Here is a 16,682-nt window from a genome sequence, read left to right as displayed (position 1 = left end):
TTAACAGATTCGTTATTTGGGGGCATCATTCTAACGAGGACAGCGTCCTTCATTTCCTGCGTATATCTAATTGTAATTTCATTCTTCATGTCGCACGACCTCCATCTATTATTTAAAGTATAACAGGAGAGTTCCCTACGACAACTAGCCTAACAGAGGGGGGAATGACGATTTGATACAGAAATTATAGGGATGACAAGATTAAATGCCGCAAGTAAGATGTGGCAAAAAGCTTACAAGATGAATGGAGTAATTGGGTTCAGTGACACTAGGGTTGGAAATTCAGGGCGTCCTAGGGAAGAAAAGTTATCTCTCGAGTAAAAAATGTGCGTTTAGAATGTAAGCGTCAAATAACGCCCCCTGAAAGACAGGTGGGCGTTATTTGACGCTTACAGATAAAAGAGTCCAGTTCAAAGCACCCCAATAATTTAAGTGAGAAATACTAAAATAGATATAACAAAGAGAACAATTACTAGTAATAAGGGAACTAATGCCTTTCTTATATCTTCTTCGCTTTCAGCCTTCTTAACCTTCTTTCTATAATTTATCCACCCAATAATCATTACAATCGAAACTAAAATTACATATGGAAGTTCTTTCAAGTGAATCCCTCCTTATCCTGGAAAATTGATGCAAAAACTCTAACCCTATGTATAGCTTCTTCGCTTAACTTCTTTTAATGCTTTAATAGCTTTATATATATATTAATGATCTTTTTATAGTAAAGGCTAATTAACTCATTTTTAGAACTAACCTCTAATTTTTCAAATACGCTGTGCAAATGTGCTCTTACAGTAGATTTACTAATAAATAATTCTTTTTCCATTTCGACATCTTTATATCCATTGACGGTCATCTGAAATATCTCACTTTCTCTTTTACTTAAATCATTCTCAAATACATTAACAGGATCGAATAATATTTCTTCCATTTTTCTTAATATGGTTGAATTAATTAATTCACTAATAATATATTTTTCCAATATATCTAGATACATCACACTTTCCTCATGAAAACCATTAGTAGCAAAAAAACCTATAAAACCTAATATTCTATCTTTTAGAATCAAAGGTGTAGCAATCGAGTTAAAACCTATCTCATAAGATGATTCATGACTGTAACTAACTAAACCTTTCTTTTCTTTTGATAAGTGAAATGCATTTTTAGTATCTAAAATCGATGAAATATTATGACTGACTTGAAGTTCATCACTTAGATCTGAATGATTAAAATAAATAGGGTTCAGGTCAAAATCAGTAAATACTATTAAACAGTTTTTGAAGTGAGGATAAGAGGGGGCATATAAGTCAATTATTTTGTTTAGTATCACCCCAATACTTTCATTAGTTTCATCTTCCATAAATAGTCACCTCTCTATTGACGTAATTGTATAACATTTAAGATATTAATGCCAATTATAAAAATTGTAACTTTAATCTACAATTATATGTGTGGTTAATAAAAAAATAAAGGGAGGCAAAAATTTATGAAGAAAAAACAGTTTTTAGTAACTCTAGTAATGATGGTAGTAATGATTGGCTCTTTATTTTCAACTACAACATCCGCATCGGCTGCCTATTACAATGATCCAGTATTAGTAAAAGGAAGTGCTAATTACACAGGTTCATCTGTACCGATTGATGATGTATATTTACCTAGAGCTCATGCGGTAAAATTTGGAAATGCACTTGCTCCAAGTTCAGTAGGATGGCTTACTATAGCCATAAGTTTTAAGGCTAATCAATATGTTGGTGCAGGTTTAGCCGTATCTTATCAACAGGCTTCTGACCTTGCTAGTAAAATTAAAACTTATACTGATAGAGGACAATCTGTTAGGATTGAATTTATAAAAGATCCAGTTTGGGGAGTTGATTATAAAGTTCACTATTGGAATAATGATGATAGTTATTCGTTGACGCATCCTTTTTCAATTGGGCGATATCAATGGCAACTATATGAATATAGGGTACTTACAGATGTTGTAACGCAAGTCAAATGGTAATTACAAAGAGAGAATTCCAACCACATGTTCTCAGAAAAGCAGATAACAAAAAAGTGAATAAGGTGTAGCCTTTTCCCGATTTTTAATCGGGGAAAGGCTTTTATTATTTTCTTGAAACCTTTCATAGTTCACTATGTGAGCTTGCTCGAATGTCCTCAATACCCCTATACCTAGCATATCAGTCTTGCGTGGAAAAAATGCGAGCTTTTGACATTAAAGATCGCTTCCTTGCTATGGTTAAGGGTACTTGCTTCACGGTGTGCAAACTGAAGAGGCAACATTACGGATAATCTTTAGTGGCTATGTGTTTGAAGACTCAGCAATGCGAGTTGCGAGTACTTTATATTACTATTCTGAACAGTAAGGAATCATGAAATGAAAAGCGACCCGTCCGCACACAGATATAGTAATTAATAATGATGTATATGGAAGATGCTTACGAACGAGAGAAAACGTAAAACCTATATTTGTTTCCTGTGGTAACTGGATTGATTTAGATACGGCTACAGAATTAACGTTACACTTTATAGAAAAAGATAGTCGTTTACCGATTACAACGAGATATGCGGATTTAGCAACACATCAGAGTAGGAAGAGAGTATTGGGAGATAAGTAGAAAACAAATTCCTTGCCTAAAAAGAGTGAAACTGTGTTTTCTATAAATAAAATTGACACTAGCTAAATGGAGCTATTGATGATTCTCTTGATAAAGTACCGGGGATCCTGTTGTACATTCAATCCTGAAAGTTTAAAACAATTATGCTCCAGTGATAGTAGTCCGTGCAATCACAAGGATTGTTTAAACATGAAAAGGATGATCTGGATGCTCAAACAAAGTTTTACATAGAAAATGATGTAAACTTTACGGATTTCTACAAGAATTCCAACAATATAAAATCCTGTGGTGCCTATCAAAGACAAGATAAAGAGTCATGTCTTTGATAGGCACCTTTTTAAAATATATGAAAGTAGTAGATGTCAGCCCTTTCCACGATGGCTTGCGGCGAAATTGCACCATGCTAAATCGTTTGGAAAATGAAATGAAAGCAATAAAAACCGCAGTCGAAGGACTTGTTGCGCTGGAAGATTCATTGAAAGGACAAGGAGGAGATGCGATCCGTGCATTTTATGCGGAGTGCCACTTGCCTTTTTTACAGTTTTTCATGACATTCAAAAGCAATTATGTAAATGTCCTGACCCAAATGGATTCCGCACTTGATTCATTGGAGCCTGATATGAACGGGTTCATCCGTCGAACGTTTTTTGAAGGAGAAGTTTAAGAAGGGCTTACAGGGATTTCTAGAATGACAAGCCATCACACCGACGAAGCCAACGTCATTATGAATCAGGTCGCCTACATTGTTGCTCTTTCACATTTGTATGAATTTGATGCGAACCAGACTAGGGATTTGATGACGATAAAGACAAAGAAGGATCTTTCTATTCTGGAGAGATGGCTTGAAGATATCGAAAGCCCGGTAAAGGATAGACTCACCGGCATCCGTTTTGAGTCGGAACATTTGGCTGCAATTTCGCTAAACGGCGGATTAAATCCAGCCAAGGGCGATCGGAGAAGAATGAAGAAAGAAAATTTTAAAATCTCGTATTTATAATGGTCAGTATGACCGATTCGGAAAACTGATCTGAAATAAAGAAAATTCCCTTTTTTAAGAAAAATGGTCTTGACTGGAGCGATTTATCACGATACGATACACGTACTAACTAAAACTGAATAGTGAATTCTTATCAAGAGAAGTTGAGGGACTGGCCCTATGACGCTTCAGCAACCAGCCGAAAGGTCAGGTGCTAAATCCAGCAGGCGAGCGATGTCCTGACAGATGAAAAGGAACGAAGTAGATATCGTACGCCTTCTTTTCATAGAAGGTTTTTTTGTGATTTAGCAGGATTAGTAGATTAGGTTTACTAGATGAACTGAAGCTGCAAAAGGTGTTTTAGTAGCCAATACATAATTATGTTTTTCATTCGAAATGACACATTACTGAAATTAATTCACCATTTTCACTAAATTAACGCACAGAGAGAGAGAGATCAGCTATGTCCACTCACCTAATTAAAGAGGAACTTCAAAAAAGAATTCTTATCATTGACGGAGCAATGGGAACGATGATTCAAAATGCGAATCTTTCTCCGGACGATTTTGGCGGGGAAGAATATGATGGCTGTAATGAATATTTAAATATCGTTAATCCAGGGGTTATTGAAACTATTCATCGTGGTTATTTAGAAGCGGGTGCCGATATCATTTGTACGAATACGTTCGGAGGAACGCCAGTTGTGTTGAATGACTACGATCTTGGAGACCAAGCGTATGACATTAACTTCCGCGCAGCACAATTTGCGAAGAAATGCAGTGCTGAATTCTCTACAGTTGAATGGCCACGTTTTGTAGCAGGTGCAATTGGGCCAACGACGAAAACGCTATCTGTCACAGGTGGAATTACGTTTGACGAATTGACACAGGACTTTTACATACAAGCAAAAGCATTAGTTGAAGGTGGAAGTGACCTGATTTTACTAGAAACAAGCCAAGATATGTTGAACGTCAAGGCTGCAACAATTGGCATTAAAAAAGCGTTTGAAGAAACGAGGAAAGAACTTCCGATTATGATTTCGGGAACAATTGAACCGATGGGGACGACGCTAGCTGGACAAAGTATTGAAGCTTTCTATATTTCCATTGAGCATATTAAACCACTTTCTGTAGGCTTAAACTGTGCAACTGGACCCGAATTTATGAGGGATCATATCCGTTCGCTGTCAGAGATATCTGATGGCTACGTTAGTTGTTATCCGAACGCTGGATTACCAGATGAAGAAGGGCATTACCATGAATCGCCAGAATCACTTTCTAAAAAGCTAAAGGGTTTTGCAGAAAAAGGGTGGTTAAATGTGGTAGGTGGATGTTGTGGAACGACTCCTACACATATTGCAGCACTACGAGAAGCGGTGAAAGATATAGCGCCACGTAAGCCGTCAAAATCAGGCCGTGGTCATGTTTTATCAGGGATTGAGCCGCTTCAATATGATGAATCAATGCGTCCTTTATTAATTGGCGAACGCACGAATGTAATAGGGTCTCGGAAATTTAAACGACTGATTGTAGAAGGCAAGTTTGAAGAAGCATCTGAAATTGCACGTGCCCAAGTAAAGGGTGGTGCGCATGTTATTGATATTTGTCTTGCGAATCCAGACCGCGATGAGTTAGAGGACATGTCTGAGTTCATGAAAGAAGTTGTGAAAAAAGTTAAAGTACCACTAGTCATTGACTCAACGGATGAAAACGTGATTGAAGAAGCGCTAAAGTATTCACAAGGTAAAACAATCATTAACTCCATCAACCTAGAAGACGGGGAAGAACGATTTGACGCAGTGATGCCGCTTGTGAAAAAGTATGGGGCGGCTGTCGTGGTAGGGACGATTGATGAAATCGGAATGGGCGTTACGCGTGAACGAAAACTCGAAATCGCTGAACGTTCATATGATTTGCTTGTCAACAAATGGGGCCTTGCGCCGGAGGATATTATTTTCGATCCGCTTGTATTCCCAGTTGGAACTGGCGATCAACAATACATTGGTGCAGCAGTAGAAACGATTGAAGGCATTCGTTTGATAAAAGAAAAAATGCCGCGCTGTCTAACGACGTTAGGTGTAAGTAATGTGTCATTTGGACTTCCGCCAGTCGGACGTGAAGTGTTGAATGCCGTTTATTTATACCATTGTACGCAAGCAGGGCTTGATTTTGCGATTGTGAATACAGAGAAATTGGAGCGTTTTGCGTCTATTCCTGAGCAGGAAATTAAAATGGCAGATGAGCTTTTATTCACCACAACGGACAAAACACTTGCTGATTTCACTGATTTTTATCGCGGTAAGAAAAAAGAGAAAACAGAAGATGATATTCCAAAAACAGTTCCTGAACGTCTTGCTTACTATATTATCGAAGGAACAAAAGAGGGGCTACTCCCTGATTTGGAAGCCGCACTTCAGATGTATGATACGCCGCTTGACATTATCAACGGACCGCTGATGAGAGGGATGGCTGAGGTAGGGCGTCTGTTCAATGAGAATAAACTCATTGTTGCCGAAGTACTGCAAAGTGCAGGTGTTATGAAAGCATCCGTACTTTACCTAGAGGATTTCATGGAGAAAAAAGAAGATGATTCCGGTAAAGGGAAAATTGTATTGGCAACTGTCAAGGGCGATGTGCACGATATCGGGAAAAACTTGGTCGAGATTATTTTAATTAATAATGGCTATAAAGTAATAGATGTCGGAATTAAAGTAACGCCTGCTAAACTGATTGAAGTTATCCGTCAAGAAAAGCCGGATATCATAGGGTTGTCTGGCTTACTGGTGAAATCCGCACATCAAATGGTAATTACTGCGCAAGATTTTAAAGAAGCGGGTATTAATGTACCGATACTTGTAGGTGGAGCAGCTCTATCTCGTCGTTTCACAGAAACAAAAATTTCCGCTGAATACGATGGTCCCGTGTTATATGCAAAAGATGCGATGCAAGGGCTCGATCTTGCAAACCGTCTGCAAGATAAGCTAGATAAAGAGGTTTTATTAGAAGAACTGGTTATCCAACAAGAGAAACGTGTAGTAGCAGAGGCGGTACGTGCTTCCAAACAAGCGGTTGCTGTTTTAGAGAAGCCAGTGAAAACCGTTCGGGAAGATGTGAAAGTGTACATACCGAAAGATCTTCGTCGACACGTGTTGAGAGATTATTCCGTTGCTCACCTTCATCCTTATGTAAATATGCGCACATTGATTGGTCATCACTTAGGCCTAAGGGGATTTAGTGATAAGCTGATCGAACAAGGAGATGAACGTGCAACTGGGCTCCACGAACTCGTCACTGGATTCTTGCGTTCGGATCTATTAAAACCACGAGGGTTGTATCAATTCTTCCCTGCGCAATCAGATGGCGATGATGTAATTATCTATGATCCGGAAGATGCTAAAACAGAAATCGAGCGTTTCACATTCCCACGCCAATCGGTAACACCTTTCTTGTGCCTAGCTGATTTCTTAAAATCAGTTGACAGTGGAGAAATGGACTATGTTGCGTTCATGCAAGTAACGGCAGGTCACGGCGTGCGTGCTGAAGCAACTAGACTTAAAGAACAAGGGAAGTTTTTAGAAAGCCATGCATTCCAGTCTACTGCCCTTGAATTAGCAGAAGCTTTTGCGGAACGAATTCACCAAGAAATACGGGATCAGTGGGGCTTCCCAGACGCAACTGACTTTACGATGAAAGACGCTTTCGCTGCCAAATACCAAGGGCAACGCTTCTCCTTCGGCTATCCAGCTTGTCCACATCTTGAGGACCAAGCCAAGCTATTTAACTTGGTTAGACCTGAGGATATTGGCGTGGAGTTAACAGAAGGATTCATGATGGAGCCAGAAGCTTCGGTGTCTGCGATGGTATTTGCTCACCCGGATGCGAGATACTTTGTTGTGAATTAATGTGTATATAGTCGGCCCTTAACAAGCGGAAAATTATTCCAACACTGCTTTGTCGCTTGGTGATGGCCTTACGCAATAAGCCCGTCAGAAGATCACTGTCAGTCTTATTGCTTCGGCGCCTGCAGGATGCAGGTGTGCAGCCTTTCATTGGTGTCGCTCCTTCGCTGGATTTGTTGGTTATACGGGTGAGGCATACCGCCTGGTTAATTTTAAATAAGTAGTGCCGAATATATAGATGTTGAAATAAAGGATTTCATTGAATCGGCTGCGGCGCTGGTTAAATAGTTATTCATACATTCAAAATATGTAGAAGAGAAAATACACCGCTAACAGATAGTTAATCTGTAGGTGGTGTATTTTTGGTTCCTCGAGTGATTAGTTCTATTTATCTTTTATTTCTCTACCTTTGGCCATTTTATCTCGTAATATCATACATGTACTCGTGGAATAGGCGACAAGGCTTTTCTCTGCGTCATACACATGGCATTCAAGTAAACTAATATTCGTTCCTTTTTTTATCACTTTACTAACTGCACGGAGCTTTGTTTTCCATATCGGTTTAAGAAAGTTCAATTTAATTTCCAAAGTCGTAAATGCTTCATCATCCGCTAATGTACTTGCAAATGCGTAGCCCATAGCCGCGTCTGATAAATCACACAGTATTCCACCATGAAGTGTTCCCATAGGGTTATACAGACGTTCAGAGGTATCCATTTCCAAAACAACCATCCCCTGTTCCACCTCAACAACTTTAAAACCGAGAAATTGGCCGATTGGTGCATCAGGAATATCCCCGTCCTTCATTTTTCTTAAATTCTCATAATGTTTCAATAGAAAATTCCCCTCTCTGATTTCAATTAATTCTAAATTCATAAACATTATAAAGATTATACCATGCAAACAATCTGAAATGAACGGTTATTCATTTATCAATAATGTTTTTCGATTTAAAAATTTATGCACGATAAAAATCAAATGCTTATTTTAAAGTAAATGCCAAATAGCGCCCACTAGTTGGCAGGAGGCGCTTATTATATGCTTTATTTAGTTTTCTTTGGGACGCGGCAATCTGTTGGGGGTCTTCGAATATGGAAGTTAAAAAGCTCTGGATTACTCACTGAATTCTGAATAATCCGGATTTTGATGCTTTTTTTACATACCTGTACGAAACACAAATGGCCTTGCAAAGGTACTACAGCCTAAGCTCTAATTTCATACGATTCAACTAGTTCAATTGATTCGATGACGGATTGTGCCATGGAACAGTTCTTCTTGGTCAACTCGAAGACTTTATCCATTTTTGACTCATCGATATTTTGACCTTGAATGATAAAATGGAGGTGGATTTTTTCAACTCTGTTGGCTATCTCCGCATTACGTTTTACTTCTATCACTTCAATTGTTACATTATCGGCGGGCATTCGCATTTTTTCTAGTATATTTCGTAATACACCACCACTACAAACCGCAACAGATGAAACAAGAAGTTGGTAGGGCCTAAACCCATAATTCTCATTGCCTGAAATGGTTAGTTGACCAAATGCCGTCGTTGTTTCAAAACCGTTTTCTGTCATTTCAAATTTCATAAATAGTCCCCCTCTTGATGATAGAATTATATATGATTTTCGGCAATAAAGCGTGAAAAACGTTCATAACTTTTCGTTGCTCACCTTTATCTAATGGGATGTGAAAAGAAGAACGAATCCGATTGCTAATGTGGTGAACTACTACCAAATAGACAATTTACGATCATTGGGGGACATGTTGGATGAACAATCAAACTTACTTGGAATTTAGCTGCTTCGGCTGTTCTATGTAAGGGGAGCTCGTTTAGGAAGTACCTGGCATCGAATAGGACACTGGTAATAAATATAGTTAATTTTATTAATTACAAAAAGAATATAATTTTAGTTTAGGAAGGAAAATATGTAAACTAAGGTTGTAAATTCAAACTAAATACTGTACAGTTAAGTAGTATTTAATAGACTCATAGTCGAAAGGTGAGAAATAATGAAAAGCACAGGAGTAGTAAGAAAAGTAGATCCACTAGGAAGAATAGTCATCCCCAAAGAGCTTAGAAAAACAATGAACATAAACGAAGGTGATCCAATGGAGATATTTGTCGATAACGATCTAATACTTTTTAAAAAATACAATGCTCAAGGGGCTTGTTTGGTAACCGGTGAAGTTTTAAATGAAAACATAGAGTTTTCCCCCGGGTTAATCTTGAGTCCTAAAGGCGCGGAAATCCTATTTAGTAAGCTGAAGGCATCTTACGAAGCTTAATGTGAGGTGGAAAATTTGAAGTACCTGTGCAATAAACTATAGTGAATGTTTAAACAAATAGGATTGTTCGTTTCACAGGTACTAAAATTTAATGTGTATGATACGGACTGCCCTTATAGGGTGGTTATTTTTTTTGAGCCGTACCATTGTTTCAATATAGAAGTGCGGGACAATGGCATTGCGTGAAGTATCACTTGGCACTTAATGCGACAAACACACTATTGATATCGTATTGGAGTTAGTCTAGTGTTGAATGTCAGGTATAGATTGTCAAGAATTATGTGTAACTTATAGCTTCATTATTTCAGTTGCAACAAAGTAGAAGGTGGTATTAGTTTGGGTAGAATGGGACGTAGGAAAAAACAGACACGAGTAAGCAGAACTAAAAAATGGTTTAATTCAAAAAAACGCATCAATAGACTAGTAGTTGTCTTCATAGGTATCATCTTGTTTGGTCTATTGGTGTTTTCTGTTTTAATATCGTTTAGCGATGTAAGTAAATTGGATATTGTAGAACCAAGACCAACATTTATTTATGATATAAATGGCGAGGTAGCCAGTAAAGTTTCTAACTCAAAAATTGAAGGAGTTAGTCTGGATCAAATACCAACAGAACTCATTGAAGCTTTTGTTGCTACAGAAGATCAACATTTTTATAAGCATAACGGTATTAATTACTTTGGTATTACCAAAGCATTCATGCAAAATCTAGTTAAAGGGAAAGTTGTTGCTGGTGGTAGTACAATTACGCAACAACTTTCGAAAAATGTATTTCTAACTACGGAACGCACGTATACACGTAAATTCAAAGAACTAATATTCACTAAAAAAATTGAGAGAAAGTACTCAAAAGATGAAATCATGGAACGGTATTTAAATCAAATCTATTTTGGTGAAGGCGCATGGGGAATTCAACGAGCAGCACACGTCTATTTTGGTAAAGATGTGAGTGAATTATCATTAAACGAATCAGCTACACTAGCGGGACTAATCAAGGCTCCGTCTAACTTATCACCTTATAAAAGCATGGAAAAAGCGGTTGAACGAAGAAATATCGTGCTGTCATTAATGAAGAGTGAAGGCTATATCAATCAAAAGGATTTCGAGGAAACAATAGATCAACCCATTGCATTAACGGATAAAGAGACCATCGATTATAAAGGGAAATATCCGTATTATGTGGACTATCTAATCGAGGAAGCAGTAAATAAGTACGGATTAACTGAGAATGAAGTGTTATCTGGGGGACTTCACATTTATACGGAACTTAACCCTGTTATTCAGGACGCTACGGAAGAAGTCTATCGGAATGAAAACAATTTTCCAGTTAGCAAGCCCGATCAACTTATTCAAAGTGGATCCGTATTTCTTAATCCTAAAACGGGTGGGATTAGCGCGTTAGTTGGAGGAAGAGGGGACTATACGTACAAACGATTTAATAATGCGACAAAATTAGTAAGGCAACCGGGATCCGCATTAAAACCGCTTGCTGTTTACACTGCTGCTTTGGAGCAGGGGTATGACTTTGGCGATATGCTGGTTGATGAACCAATCAATATAGATGGCTATCAACCACAAAATATTGATAAACGATACCGCGGTCAAGTCACACTGTATGATGCACTCCTTAATTCTTATAACATACCCGCAGTTTGGCTATTAAATAAAATAGGAATTGAGGAAGGTTTTAGCGCAGTTGAACGGTTTGGTATTCCTTTAGAAAAAGAAGATCATAATCTCGGGCTAGCACTTGGTGGCTTACACCAAGGAACGTCACCTTTGTTAATGGCCCAGGCTTTTTCCGCATTTCCTAACGATGGAATAATGATGCAAGCTCATGCTATTTCTGAAATAAAGGATGCAGGAGGAAAAGTAGTTGGAAGCTGGAGTGAAAAGTCTGCTCGAGTTACGGAACCGGAAGTTGCTCAAAAGATGACGTTTATGCTAAAAGGTGTAGTGGATGACGGAACAGCTAGAATTGCACAGATACCCGGAATAGACGTAGCTGGAAAAACCGGTACTACACAATTGCCTTTCACTGGTGTAGCCGGTTCAAAGGATCACTGGTTTGTTGGATATACGCCAGAGCTCGTTGGTGCGATTTGGTTAGGCTATGATAAAACTGATCAAGAGCATTACTTGACAGCAACAAGTGGTGTCACAGTGACAACTATCTTCCAACAAATAGTGACTAAATCCATGAGTGAATTGCCTACCAAGGACTTTGATTTATCATTGGTTGAAAAGAAGAAACAGAAACCTAGTAAAAAGATAAACAACGGGCAGAAGAAAGATCAAGAAAACAAAAAGGATAAAGAGGATAAGAAAGATAAAAGGAAAGATAGAGAGAAAGAGAAGAAAAAGGATAAGGAGGACAAGAAAGATAAGGGGAAAGACAGAGAGAAAGAAAACAAAAAGGATAAGGAGGACAAGAGAGATAAGGAGAAAAACAGAGACGAAAACAAAGACAAAGACAAAGACAAAAAGGATAAAGATGACTAATGAGACATGATTACCTGCCTGGAAAAAGTATGGGAAGCTTTCCTGCACTTTAATGTTTACCATTCTTTCATTGAAAAAGCCCTTGGAAACTAGGATCTGTCCTAAATTTCGAAGGGCTTTTTTCATTCAAATGGTATTGATATAGACAAGCGATTTGATTTAAATTGTGTATGATTCCATCATAGGAGGTTTTCAACGTATCCTAACGAATCTACATTTGTTGGGCCAATAATACGCTGTAGAGCTACTAAGTCATTAGTGTAGCTTTTATTAGTTGTAATGAATGAATTTCAATTCTGCCTGTGCACTACACAATTCCAAAAGAATTCAGAATGCACTCTGTTTGCAGAGTAAATCTGATTGCTGGAACAAACATGATATTTTTGTGCACAGGCATGCGACATGCCCAACTATTCGCGTTTTTTGCCGTCATGTAATCAGTGATAAGAGGACCTTTATATGGGGGCCTTCAACCATTCAACTGCCCGCAGTTCTGTGGGATTTTAATTGTTACGGTCGTTCCACTTCCGACAATTGAATCTATGGTTATACCGTACGCTTCACCATAGTAGAGCTTGATGCGCTCATCAACATTTTTAATACCGACTCCGCCAAGTTTAGCGCCATTGTTTGAAACATTCTGGTCAATTTGCGCCAAGTCAAAGCCTTCTCCGTTGTCTTTTACGATAAGGAGAATATCACTAGCACTTACTTCTGCCCGAATCTCAATATGACCTTGACGTGCCATACCACGGATGCCATGATACAAAGCATTTTCAACGATGGGTTGTACTAAAATCTTCGGCATCTGCATCGGCACTAATGCATCATCACAGACAATATCATAGGCCAACTGATCCCCATAGCGCTCTTGCTGTATAAAGAGGTATTGGCGTACATGATCGAGCTCGTTTTCTACAGTCGTCAGTTCCTTGCCACCACTTAGTGACAAGCGGAAAAATTGTGCAAGTGCCTTCGTGATTTCAATGACCTTTTCACTATTATTAAACTCCGCCATCCATACAATTGTATCGAGCGTGTTGTATAAAAAGTGCGGATTGATTTGGCTATGTAGTACATTAATTTCAGAAGATCTAAGATGCTTTTCTTTCTCCGTAATTTCCTGCATGAGCTTTTCAATTTTTTGAATCATGAGATTGAAATGTCTTGCTAAACTTTGTGCTTCATAACAACCTTTGCCGTCAATTGGCACTTCTGATAAACCATTCTCAATTTCTTGCATCGCCTTTTCTAATTTTTGAAAAGGTGCAGTTATTCTCCCGGCAAATAAGCCGACACTTATAGCTGCGAGGATTTGAAGGACGATTCCTACCAATAAAAAAATTTCAAGTAGTTGTTTTTTAATAGCGAGTAGACCATCTTGAGAAGACACACCGACAAGGAGCCAATCCGCATTTTTGAGAGGATAGGTATGTGTAAGTGTATTTTGTTTCGTGTCATAACTATCTTTATTCTCAACAATATCTCGAAGAGTGTTTTGTTTCGCCACGTCTCTAAAGTAAACAGGATCCTTATGGTAAACGACCTCGGAATTGTCATTGATAATAAAAGAGAAACCGGTTTTACCTAAATCCAAATTAGCTAAGTAATCATCAATAACTTTATATTCGATATCAATCAGCAACACACCAATATTTTCGCCTTGAGTGTTCTTAATCTCGCGACTGATGGATATTACCCAACTGTCTTTGTCCATAGAAAACTTCTGCATCCTCGCAGACGTGAGTACAGGCATGCTCCCACTATGGACTGCGGAGGTATACCATTGTTCCTTCATCATATCACTGGACATGCTCATAGTTAGATTGCGTTCATTCGAAAGGATTTGTCCGTCCTTACTGACGATAATGACCGATTTAATGAAGGAGTCTGTAGAAATTGTTGTGTCAATACTCGTATATATATCTTTCTTTGCTAAAGGATCACGCTGTGTGTTGGATAAATAGCTAACAAGTTGTGGATTTTCAGAGAGTAAGCTTGACACAGCTTTTAAACGGTCAATATATAAGTCAATATACATCCCACTTTTATCGACAGCCGTCTCCGTTGTAATTACGGCTTCTTTTAAAACAACTGATGAAATACTCGTATAGAGAATGAATCCCATCAGTAACAGGGTGAGTGCACTCGCTATTAAATAATGGAGGGCGATTTGCACGCGCAGTTTTTTCATCAGTTTAGATGTAAATAGCTTCATTCTTTTGCCTTTTCCTTAAATTGGTTTGGAGAAAAACGGAATCTCCTTTTGAAGGTTGCACTGAAATAGTTAGGATCGTCAAAGCCTACTGCAGCAGCAATTTCATATACTTTCATCTCTGTACTTAGCAACAAAATTTTAGCGCGATCCAGTCGAATGGAAAGCATATGATCTTGGAATGTAGTGCCATAAAGCGACTTAAATAGAGTGCTTAGGTATGAAGTGCTTAGAGACATTTGTTTCGCTAAATAGGTTAAAGAGAACTCGATATTTGAGATGTTTAGAGTTAGTTCATTTTGAATTTTAGATTTGTAGCCCGTATCTTCAGAAGAAATCGAGGTGCTGATGATATCCTTTACAAGTCGCGAAACCTCTTGATTACTTTGGTCATTTTTAAGTTTATCAATGAGCTTTTTTAATGTTTCTTGAATGTCTTTTCTGGATACGGGTTTTAATACATAGTCGTCAATGCCATTCTTTAACGCCGTTAACGCATAGTCAAAATAATCATAGCCAGTTACGAGTGCTATTTTAACATCTGGTTTAATGGCTTTTGAAGCAATGGCAAAATCAAGACCATTCATTTTAGGCATATTAATATCAGCTAAAACAAGATCCGGTAGATGCTCCTTAAAGACTTCAAGCGCCATTTCACCATTGGATGCTTCGTAGACAGCTGAAATCGAGAGTGCTTCAAAATCTACAAAGGAGCGGATGCCTTTAATTATGATAGGTTCATCATCGACTACTAATAATGTGTACATGGCTTTCTCCTTTCTATCTAAATGACTAAAAAGGGGGCAAGAACCCCCTTATTTTGTACTGTTTTTAAGATAGCCGTAACCAGCTGCTTCCATTTCTGCTTGTGGAACAAAAGCTATCGCAGCACTGTTAATGCAGTAGCGTAAGCCGCCTTTGTCTTTGGGGCCATCGTCAAAAACATGCCCTAAATGGCTATTTCCTGAGCGACTTCTTACTTCTATTCTAATCATATTAAAGCTTTTGTCTTCCAGTTCAACGACTACATCCGGGTCAATTGGTTTTGTGAAACTTGGCCAACCACAGCCAGAATCATATTTGTCTGATGATGAAAAAAGGGGTTCACCAGTTGCAATATCAACATATAGACCAGGTTCATAATTGTCCCAAAAATCATTAGAAAAAGCCATTTCAGTTCCATTACCTTGGGTCACATTATACTGAATGTCAGTCAACTTTTCTTTAAGTTCCTTATCGCTCGGTTTAGGGTATAACGCGGGATCAATGAGGCTAGGTATTTCCTGATCTTCAAGCGAATCGAATTCGATATGGCAATAACCGTCTGGATTTTTCTCCAGATAATCTTGATGATAATCCTCCGCAAGTGTATAGGATAGTAAAGATTCAACTTCAGTCACAATGGGGTCATCATATTTTTTCTGTTCTTTTGCGACTACTTGATCAATTATACCTTTATCTGAGGCTTTTTTATAATAAACGCCCGTACGGTATTGTTCTCCGCGATCATTTCCTTGTCGATTTAAGACAGTCGGGTCAATCACTTGGAAATAGTGTGTTAATAGTTTTTCCAAGTCAACGCGCTCCGGGTCGTAACGTACATGTACTGTTTCCGCGTATCCCGTGTCTCCCTTAATTACCTTTTCATAGGTTGGGTCTTCCGTATGTCCGTTTGCGTAGCCAGAAGTAACATCAGCTACACCGTACACCCGCGCCATATAGGCTTCAACTCCCCAAAAGCAACCGCCTGCAAGCCAAATCTCCTCTAATTTTTCGGGATCATACGTCACTTGTGAATTTGGGTTTTCAGGATACTTGGAAGCCGATCCAGCTGAATTAGGTGAAGTATCTGTAACGCTTTTTAATGTTGCGTTCGATGTCGAACAACCCGCAAGTAGAAGCAGAAGTCCTAGTAATCCGCCGATAAGTTTAAATTTCATTGTTCTTCAAGCTCCCTTCGTTAGTGATATTATCCCGCATTAACGGGCAGTAAAACCCCAAATGGTTAAACAAACGATCAGTGGGGGATAAAGGCCCCCTTTAATTGGAGGCCACTGAAAAAGTTCTTTGTTAATAGTAAGAACTAGTTGATTGTAGTGGAGAGCGGCGACTCCAGCGGGAACAGCGCGAGCTGAAGACCCCGCAGGAACGCAGTGACGAGGAGGCTGAAGCCGTGCCCGCGGA

Annotated in this window: 13 protein-coding genes, 1 pseudogene and 1 riboswitch; of the genes and pseudogenes, 7 read left to right on the top strand and 7 right to left on the bottom strand. The window is 38.6% G+C overall.

The window, feature by feature from the left end; translation table 11 throughout:
• Positions 1 to 428: 428 nt before the first annotated feature.
• Both I2484_RS19330 and I2484_RS19325 read right to left on the bottom strand, forming a co-directional pair.
• Entirely contained in the window at positions 429 to 602 is a 174-nt protein-coding gene (locus I2484_RS19330; protein ID WP_207152703.1) for a hypothetical protein, read from the bottom strand.
• Positions 603 to 676: 74 nt separating this feature from the next.
• Positions 677 to 1,360, bottom strand: coding sequence for a response regulator transcription factor (locus I2484_RS19325; protein WP_207152702.1), 684 nt, complete (start codon positions 1,358 to 1,360; stop codon positions 677 to 679).
• A 126-nt stretch (positions 1,361 to 1,486) separates the two neighbouring features.
• On the opposite strand from I2484_RS19325, the gene I2484_RS19320 reads away from it, so the two are divergent.
• The 5 genes and pseudogenes from I2484_RS19320 (at position 1,487) to metH (ending at position 7,495) form a co-directional block, all read left to right on the top strand.
• On the top strand, positions 1,487 to 2,002 hold the full coding sequence (locus I2484_RS19320; RefSeq protein ID WP_207152701.1) for a hypothetical protein: 516 nt from the start codon (positions 1,487 to 1,489) through the stop codon (positions 2,000 to 2,002).
• A gap of 394 nt (positions 2,003 to 2,396) precedes the next feature.
• A pseudogene (locus I2484_RS19315) lies at positions 2,397 to 2,618 on the top strand (endonuclease V); the annotation flags it as partial.
• Between the two features lie 316 nt (positions 2,619 to 2,934).
• On the top strand, positions 2,935 to 3,282 hold the full coding sequence (locus I2484_RS19310; protein ID WP_207152700.1) for a T7SS effector LXG polymorphic toxin: 348 nt from the start codon (positions 2,935 to 2,937) through the stop codon (positions 3,280 to 3,282).
• Positions 3,283 to 3,306: 24 nt separating this feature from the next.
• Entirely contained in the window at positions 3,307 to 3,615 is a 309-nt protein-coding gene (locus tag I2484_RS19305) for an LXG domain-containing protein (protein WP_207152699.1), read from the top strand.
• 127 nt (positions 3,616 to 3,742) lie between these two features.
• Positions 3,743 to 3,847: riboswitch (SAM riboswitch) on the top strand.
• 210 nt (positions 3,848 to 4,057) lie between these two features.
• A complete protein-coding gene (gene metH, locus I2484_RS19300) occupies positions 4,058 to 7,495 on the top strand; it encodes a methionine synthase (RefSeq protein ID WP_207152698.1) in 3,438 nt (1,145 codons plus the stop codon).
• Between the two features lie 381 nt (positions 7,496 to 7,876).
• On the opposite strand, the gene I2484_RS19295 is transcribed toward metH, so the two are convergent.
• Positions 7,877 to 8,326 carry a PaaI family thioesterase gene (locus tag I2484_RS19295; RefSeq protein WP_207152697.1) on the bottom strand — a complete coding sequence of 150 codons (450 nt, stop codon included), beginning with the start codon at positions 8,324 to 8,326 and terminating at the stop codon, positions 7,877 to 7,879.
• Positions 8,327 to 8,694: 368 nt separating this feature from the next.
• Positions 8,695 to 9,081: an OsmC family protein gene (locus tag I2484_RS19290; protein WP_207152696.1), complete on the bottom strand. Its 387-nt coding sequence runs from the start codon at positions 9,079 to 9,081 to the stop codon at positions 8,695 to 8,697.
• A 424-nt stretch (positions 9,082 to 9,505) separates the two neighbouring features.
• Between I2484_RS19290 and I2484_RS19285 the strand changes: the two genes are divergently transcribed.
• Positions 9,506 to 9,781: an AbrB/MazE/SpoVT family DNA-binding domain-containing protein gene (locus I2484_RS19285; protein WP_207152695.1), complete on the top strand. Its 276-nt coding sequence runs from the start codon at positions 9,506 to 9,508 to the stop codon at positions 9,779 to 9,781.
• 345 nt (positions 9,782 to 10,126) lie between these two features.
• The gene (locus I2484_RS19280) at positions 10,127 to 12,283 is read left to right on the top strand and encodes a transglycosylase domain-containing protein (RefSeq protein ID WP_207152704.1); all 2,157 of its coding nucleotides are present in this window, start codon (positions 10,127 to 10,129) and stop codon (positions 12,281 to 12,283) included.
• Positions 12,284 to 12,752: 469 nt separating this feature from the next.
• Here I2484_RS19280 and I2484_RS19275 read toward each other — a convergent pair whose 3' ends face one another.
• Genes I2484_RS19275 through msrB form a run of 3 tightly spaced genes read right to left on the bottom strand, consistent with a single transcriptional unit; the run spans position 12,753 to position 16,438 of the window.
• On the bottom strand, positions 12,753 to 14,501 hold the full coding sequence (locus I2484_RS19275) for a sensor histidine kinase (protein ID WP_207152694.1): 1,749 nt from the start codon (positions 14,499 to 14,501) through the stop codon (positions 12,753 to 12,755).
• Positions 14,498 to 15,265 carry a response regulator transcription factor gene (locus I2484_RS19270; RefSeq protein WP_207152693.1) on the bottom strand — a complete coding sequence of 256 codons (768 nt, stop codon included), beginning with the start codon at positions 15,263 to 15,265 and terminating at the stop codon, positions 14,498 to 14,500. The genes I2484_RS19275 and I2484_RS19270 overlap by 4 nt, the downstream gene beginning before the upstream one ends.
• A 48-nt stretch (positions 15,266 to 15,313) precedes the next feature.
• A complete protein-coding gene (msrB, locus tag I2484_RS19265; RefSeq protein WP_207152692.1) occupies positions 15,314 to 16,438 on the bottom strand; it encodes a peptide-methionine (R)-S-oxide reductase MsrB in 1,125 nt (374 codons plus the stop codon).
• Positions 16,439 to 16,682: the final 244 nt, after the last annotated feature.

This window comes from Sporosarcina sp. E16_8, from assembly GCF_017347095.1.
Taxonomy (GTDB): Bacteria; Bacillota; Bacilli; order Bacillales_A; family Planococcaceae; genus Sporosarcina.
This window is presented reverse-complemented; position numbering and strand designations above follow the sequence as displayed.

What these genes read in the sequence shown, in the direction of transcription:
- I2484_RS19325 (WP_207152702.1), bottom strand. Translation starts at nt 1,360, where the DNA reads ATGGAAGATGAAACTAATGAAAGTATTGGGGTGATACTAAACAAAATA.
- I2484_RS19320 (WP_207152701.1), top strand. Translation starts at nt 1,487, where the DNA reads ATGAAGAAAAAACAGTTTTTAGTAACTCTAGTAATGATGGTAGTAATG.
- I2484_RS19310 (WP_207152700.1), top strand. Translation starts at nt 2,935, where the DNA reads ATGTCTTTGATAGGCACCTTTTTAAAATATATGAAAGTAGTAGATGTC.
- I2484_RS19305 (WP_207152699.1), top strand. Translation starts at nt 3,307, where the DNA reads ATGACAAGCCATCACACCGACGAAGCCAACGTCATTATGAATCAGGTC.
- metH (WP_207152698.1), top strand. Translation starts at nt 4,058, where the DNA reads ATGTCCACTCACCTAATTAAAGAGGAACTTCAAAAAAGAATTCTTATC.
- I2484_RS19290 (WP_207152696.1), bottom strand. Translation starts at nt 9,081, where the DNA reads ATGAAATTTGAAATGACAGAAAACGGTTTTGAAACAACGACGGCATTT.
- I2484_RS19285 (WP_207152695.1), top strand. Translation starts at nt 9,506, where the DNA reads ATGAAAAGCACAGGAGTAGTAAGAAAAGTAGATCCACTAGGAAGAATA.
- I2484_RS19280 (WP_207152704.1), top strand. Translation starts at nt 10,127, where the DNA reads ATGGGACGTAGGAAAAAACAGACACGAGTAAGCAGAACTAAAAAATGG.
- I2484_RS19275 (WP_207152694.1), bottom strand. Translation starts at nt 14,501, where the DNA reads ATGAAGCTATTTACATCTAAACTGATGAAAAAACTGCGCGTGCAAATC.
- I2484_RS19270 (WP_207152693.1), bottom strand. Translation starts at nt 15,265, where the DNA reads ATGTACACATTATTAGTAGTCGATGATGAACCTATCATAATTAAAGGC.
- msrB (WP_207152692.1), bottom strand. Translation starts at nt 16,438, where the DNA reads ATGAAATTTAAACTTATCGGCGGATTACTAGGACTTCTGCTTCTACTT.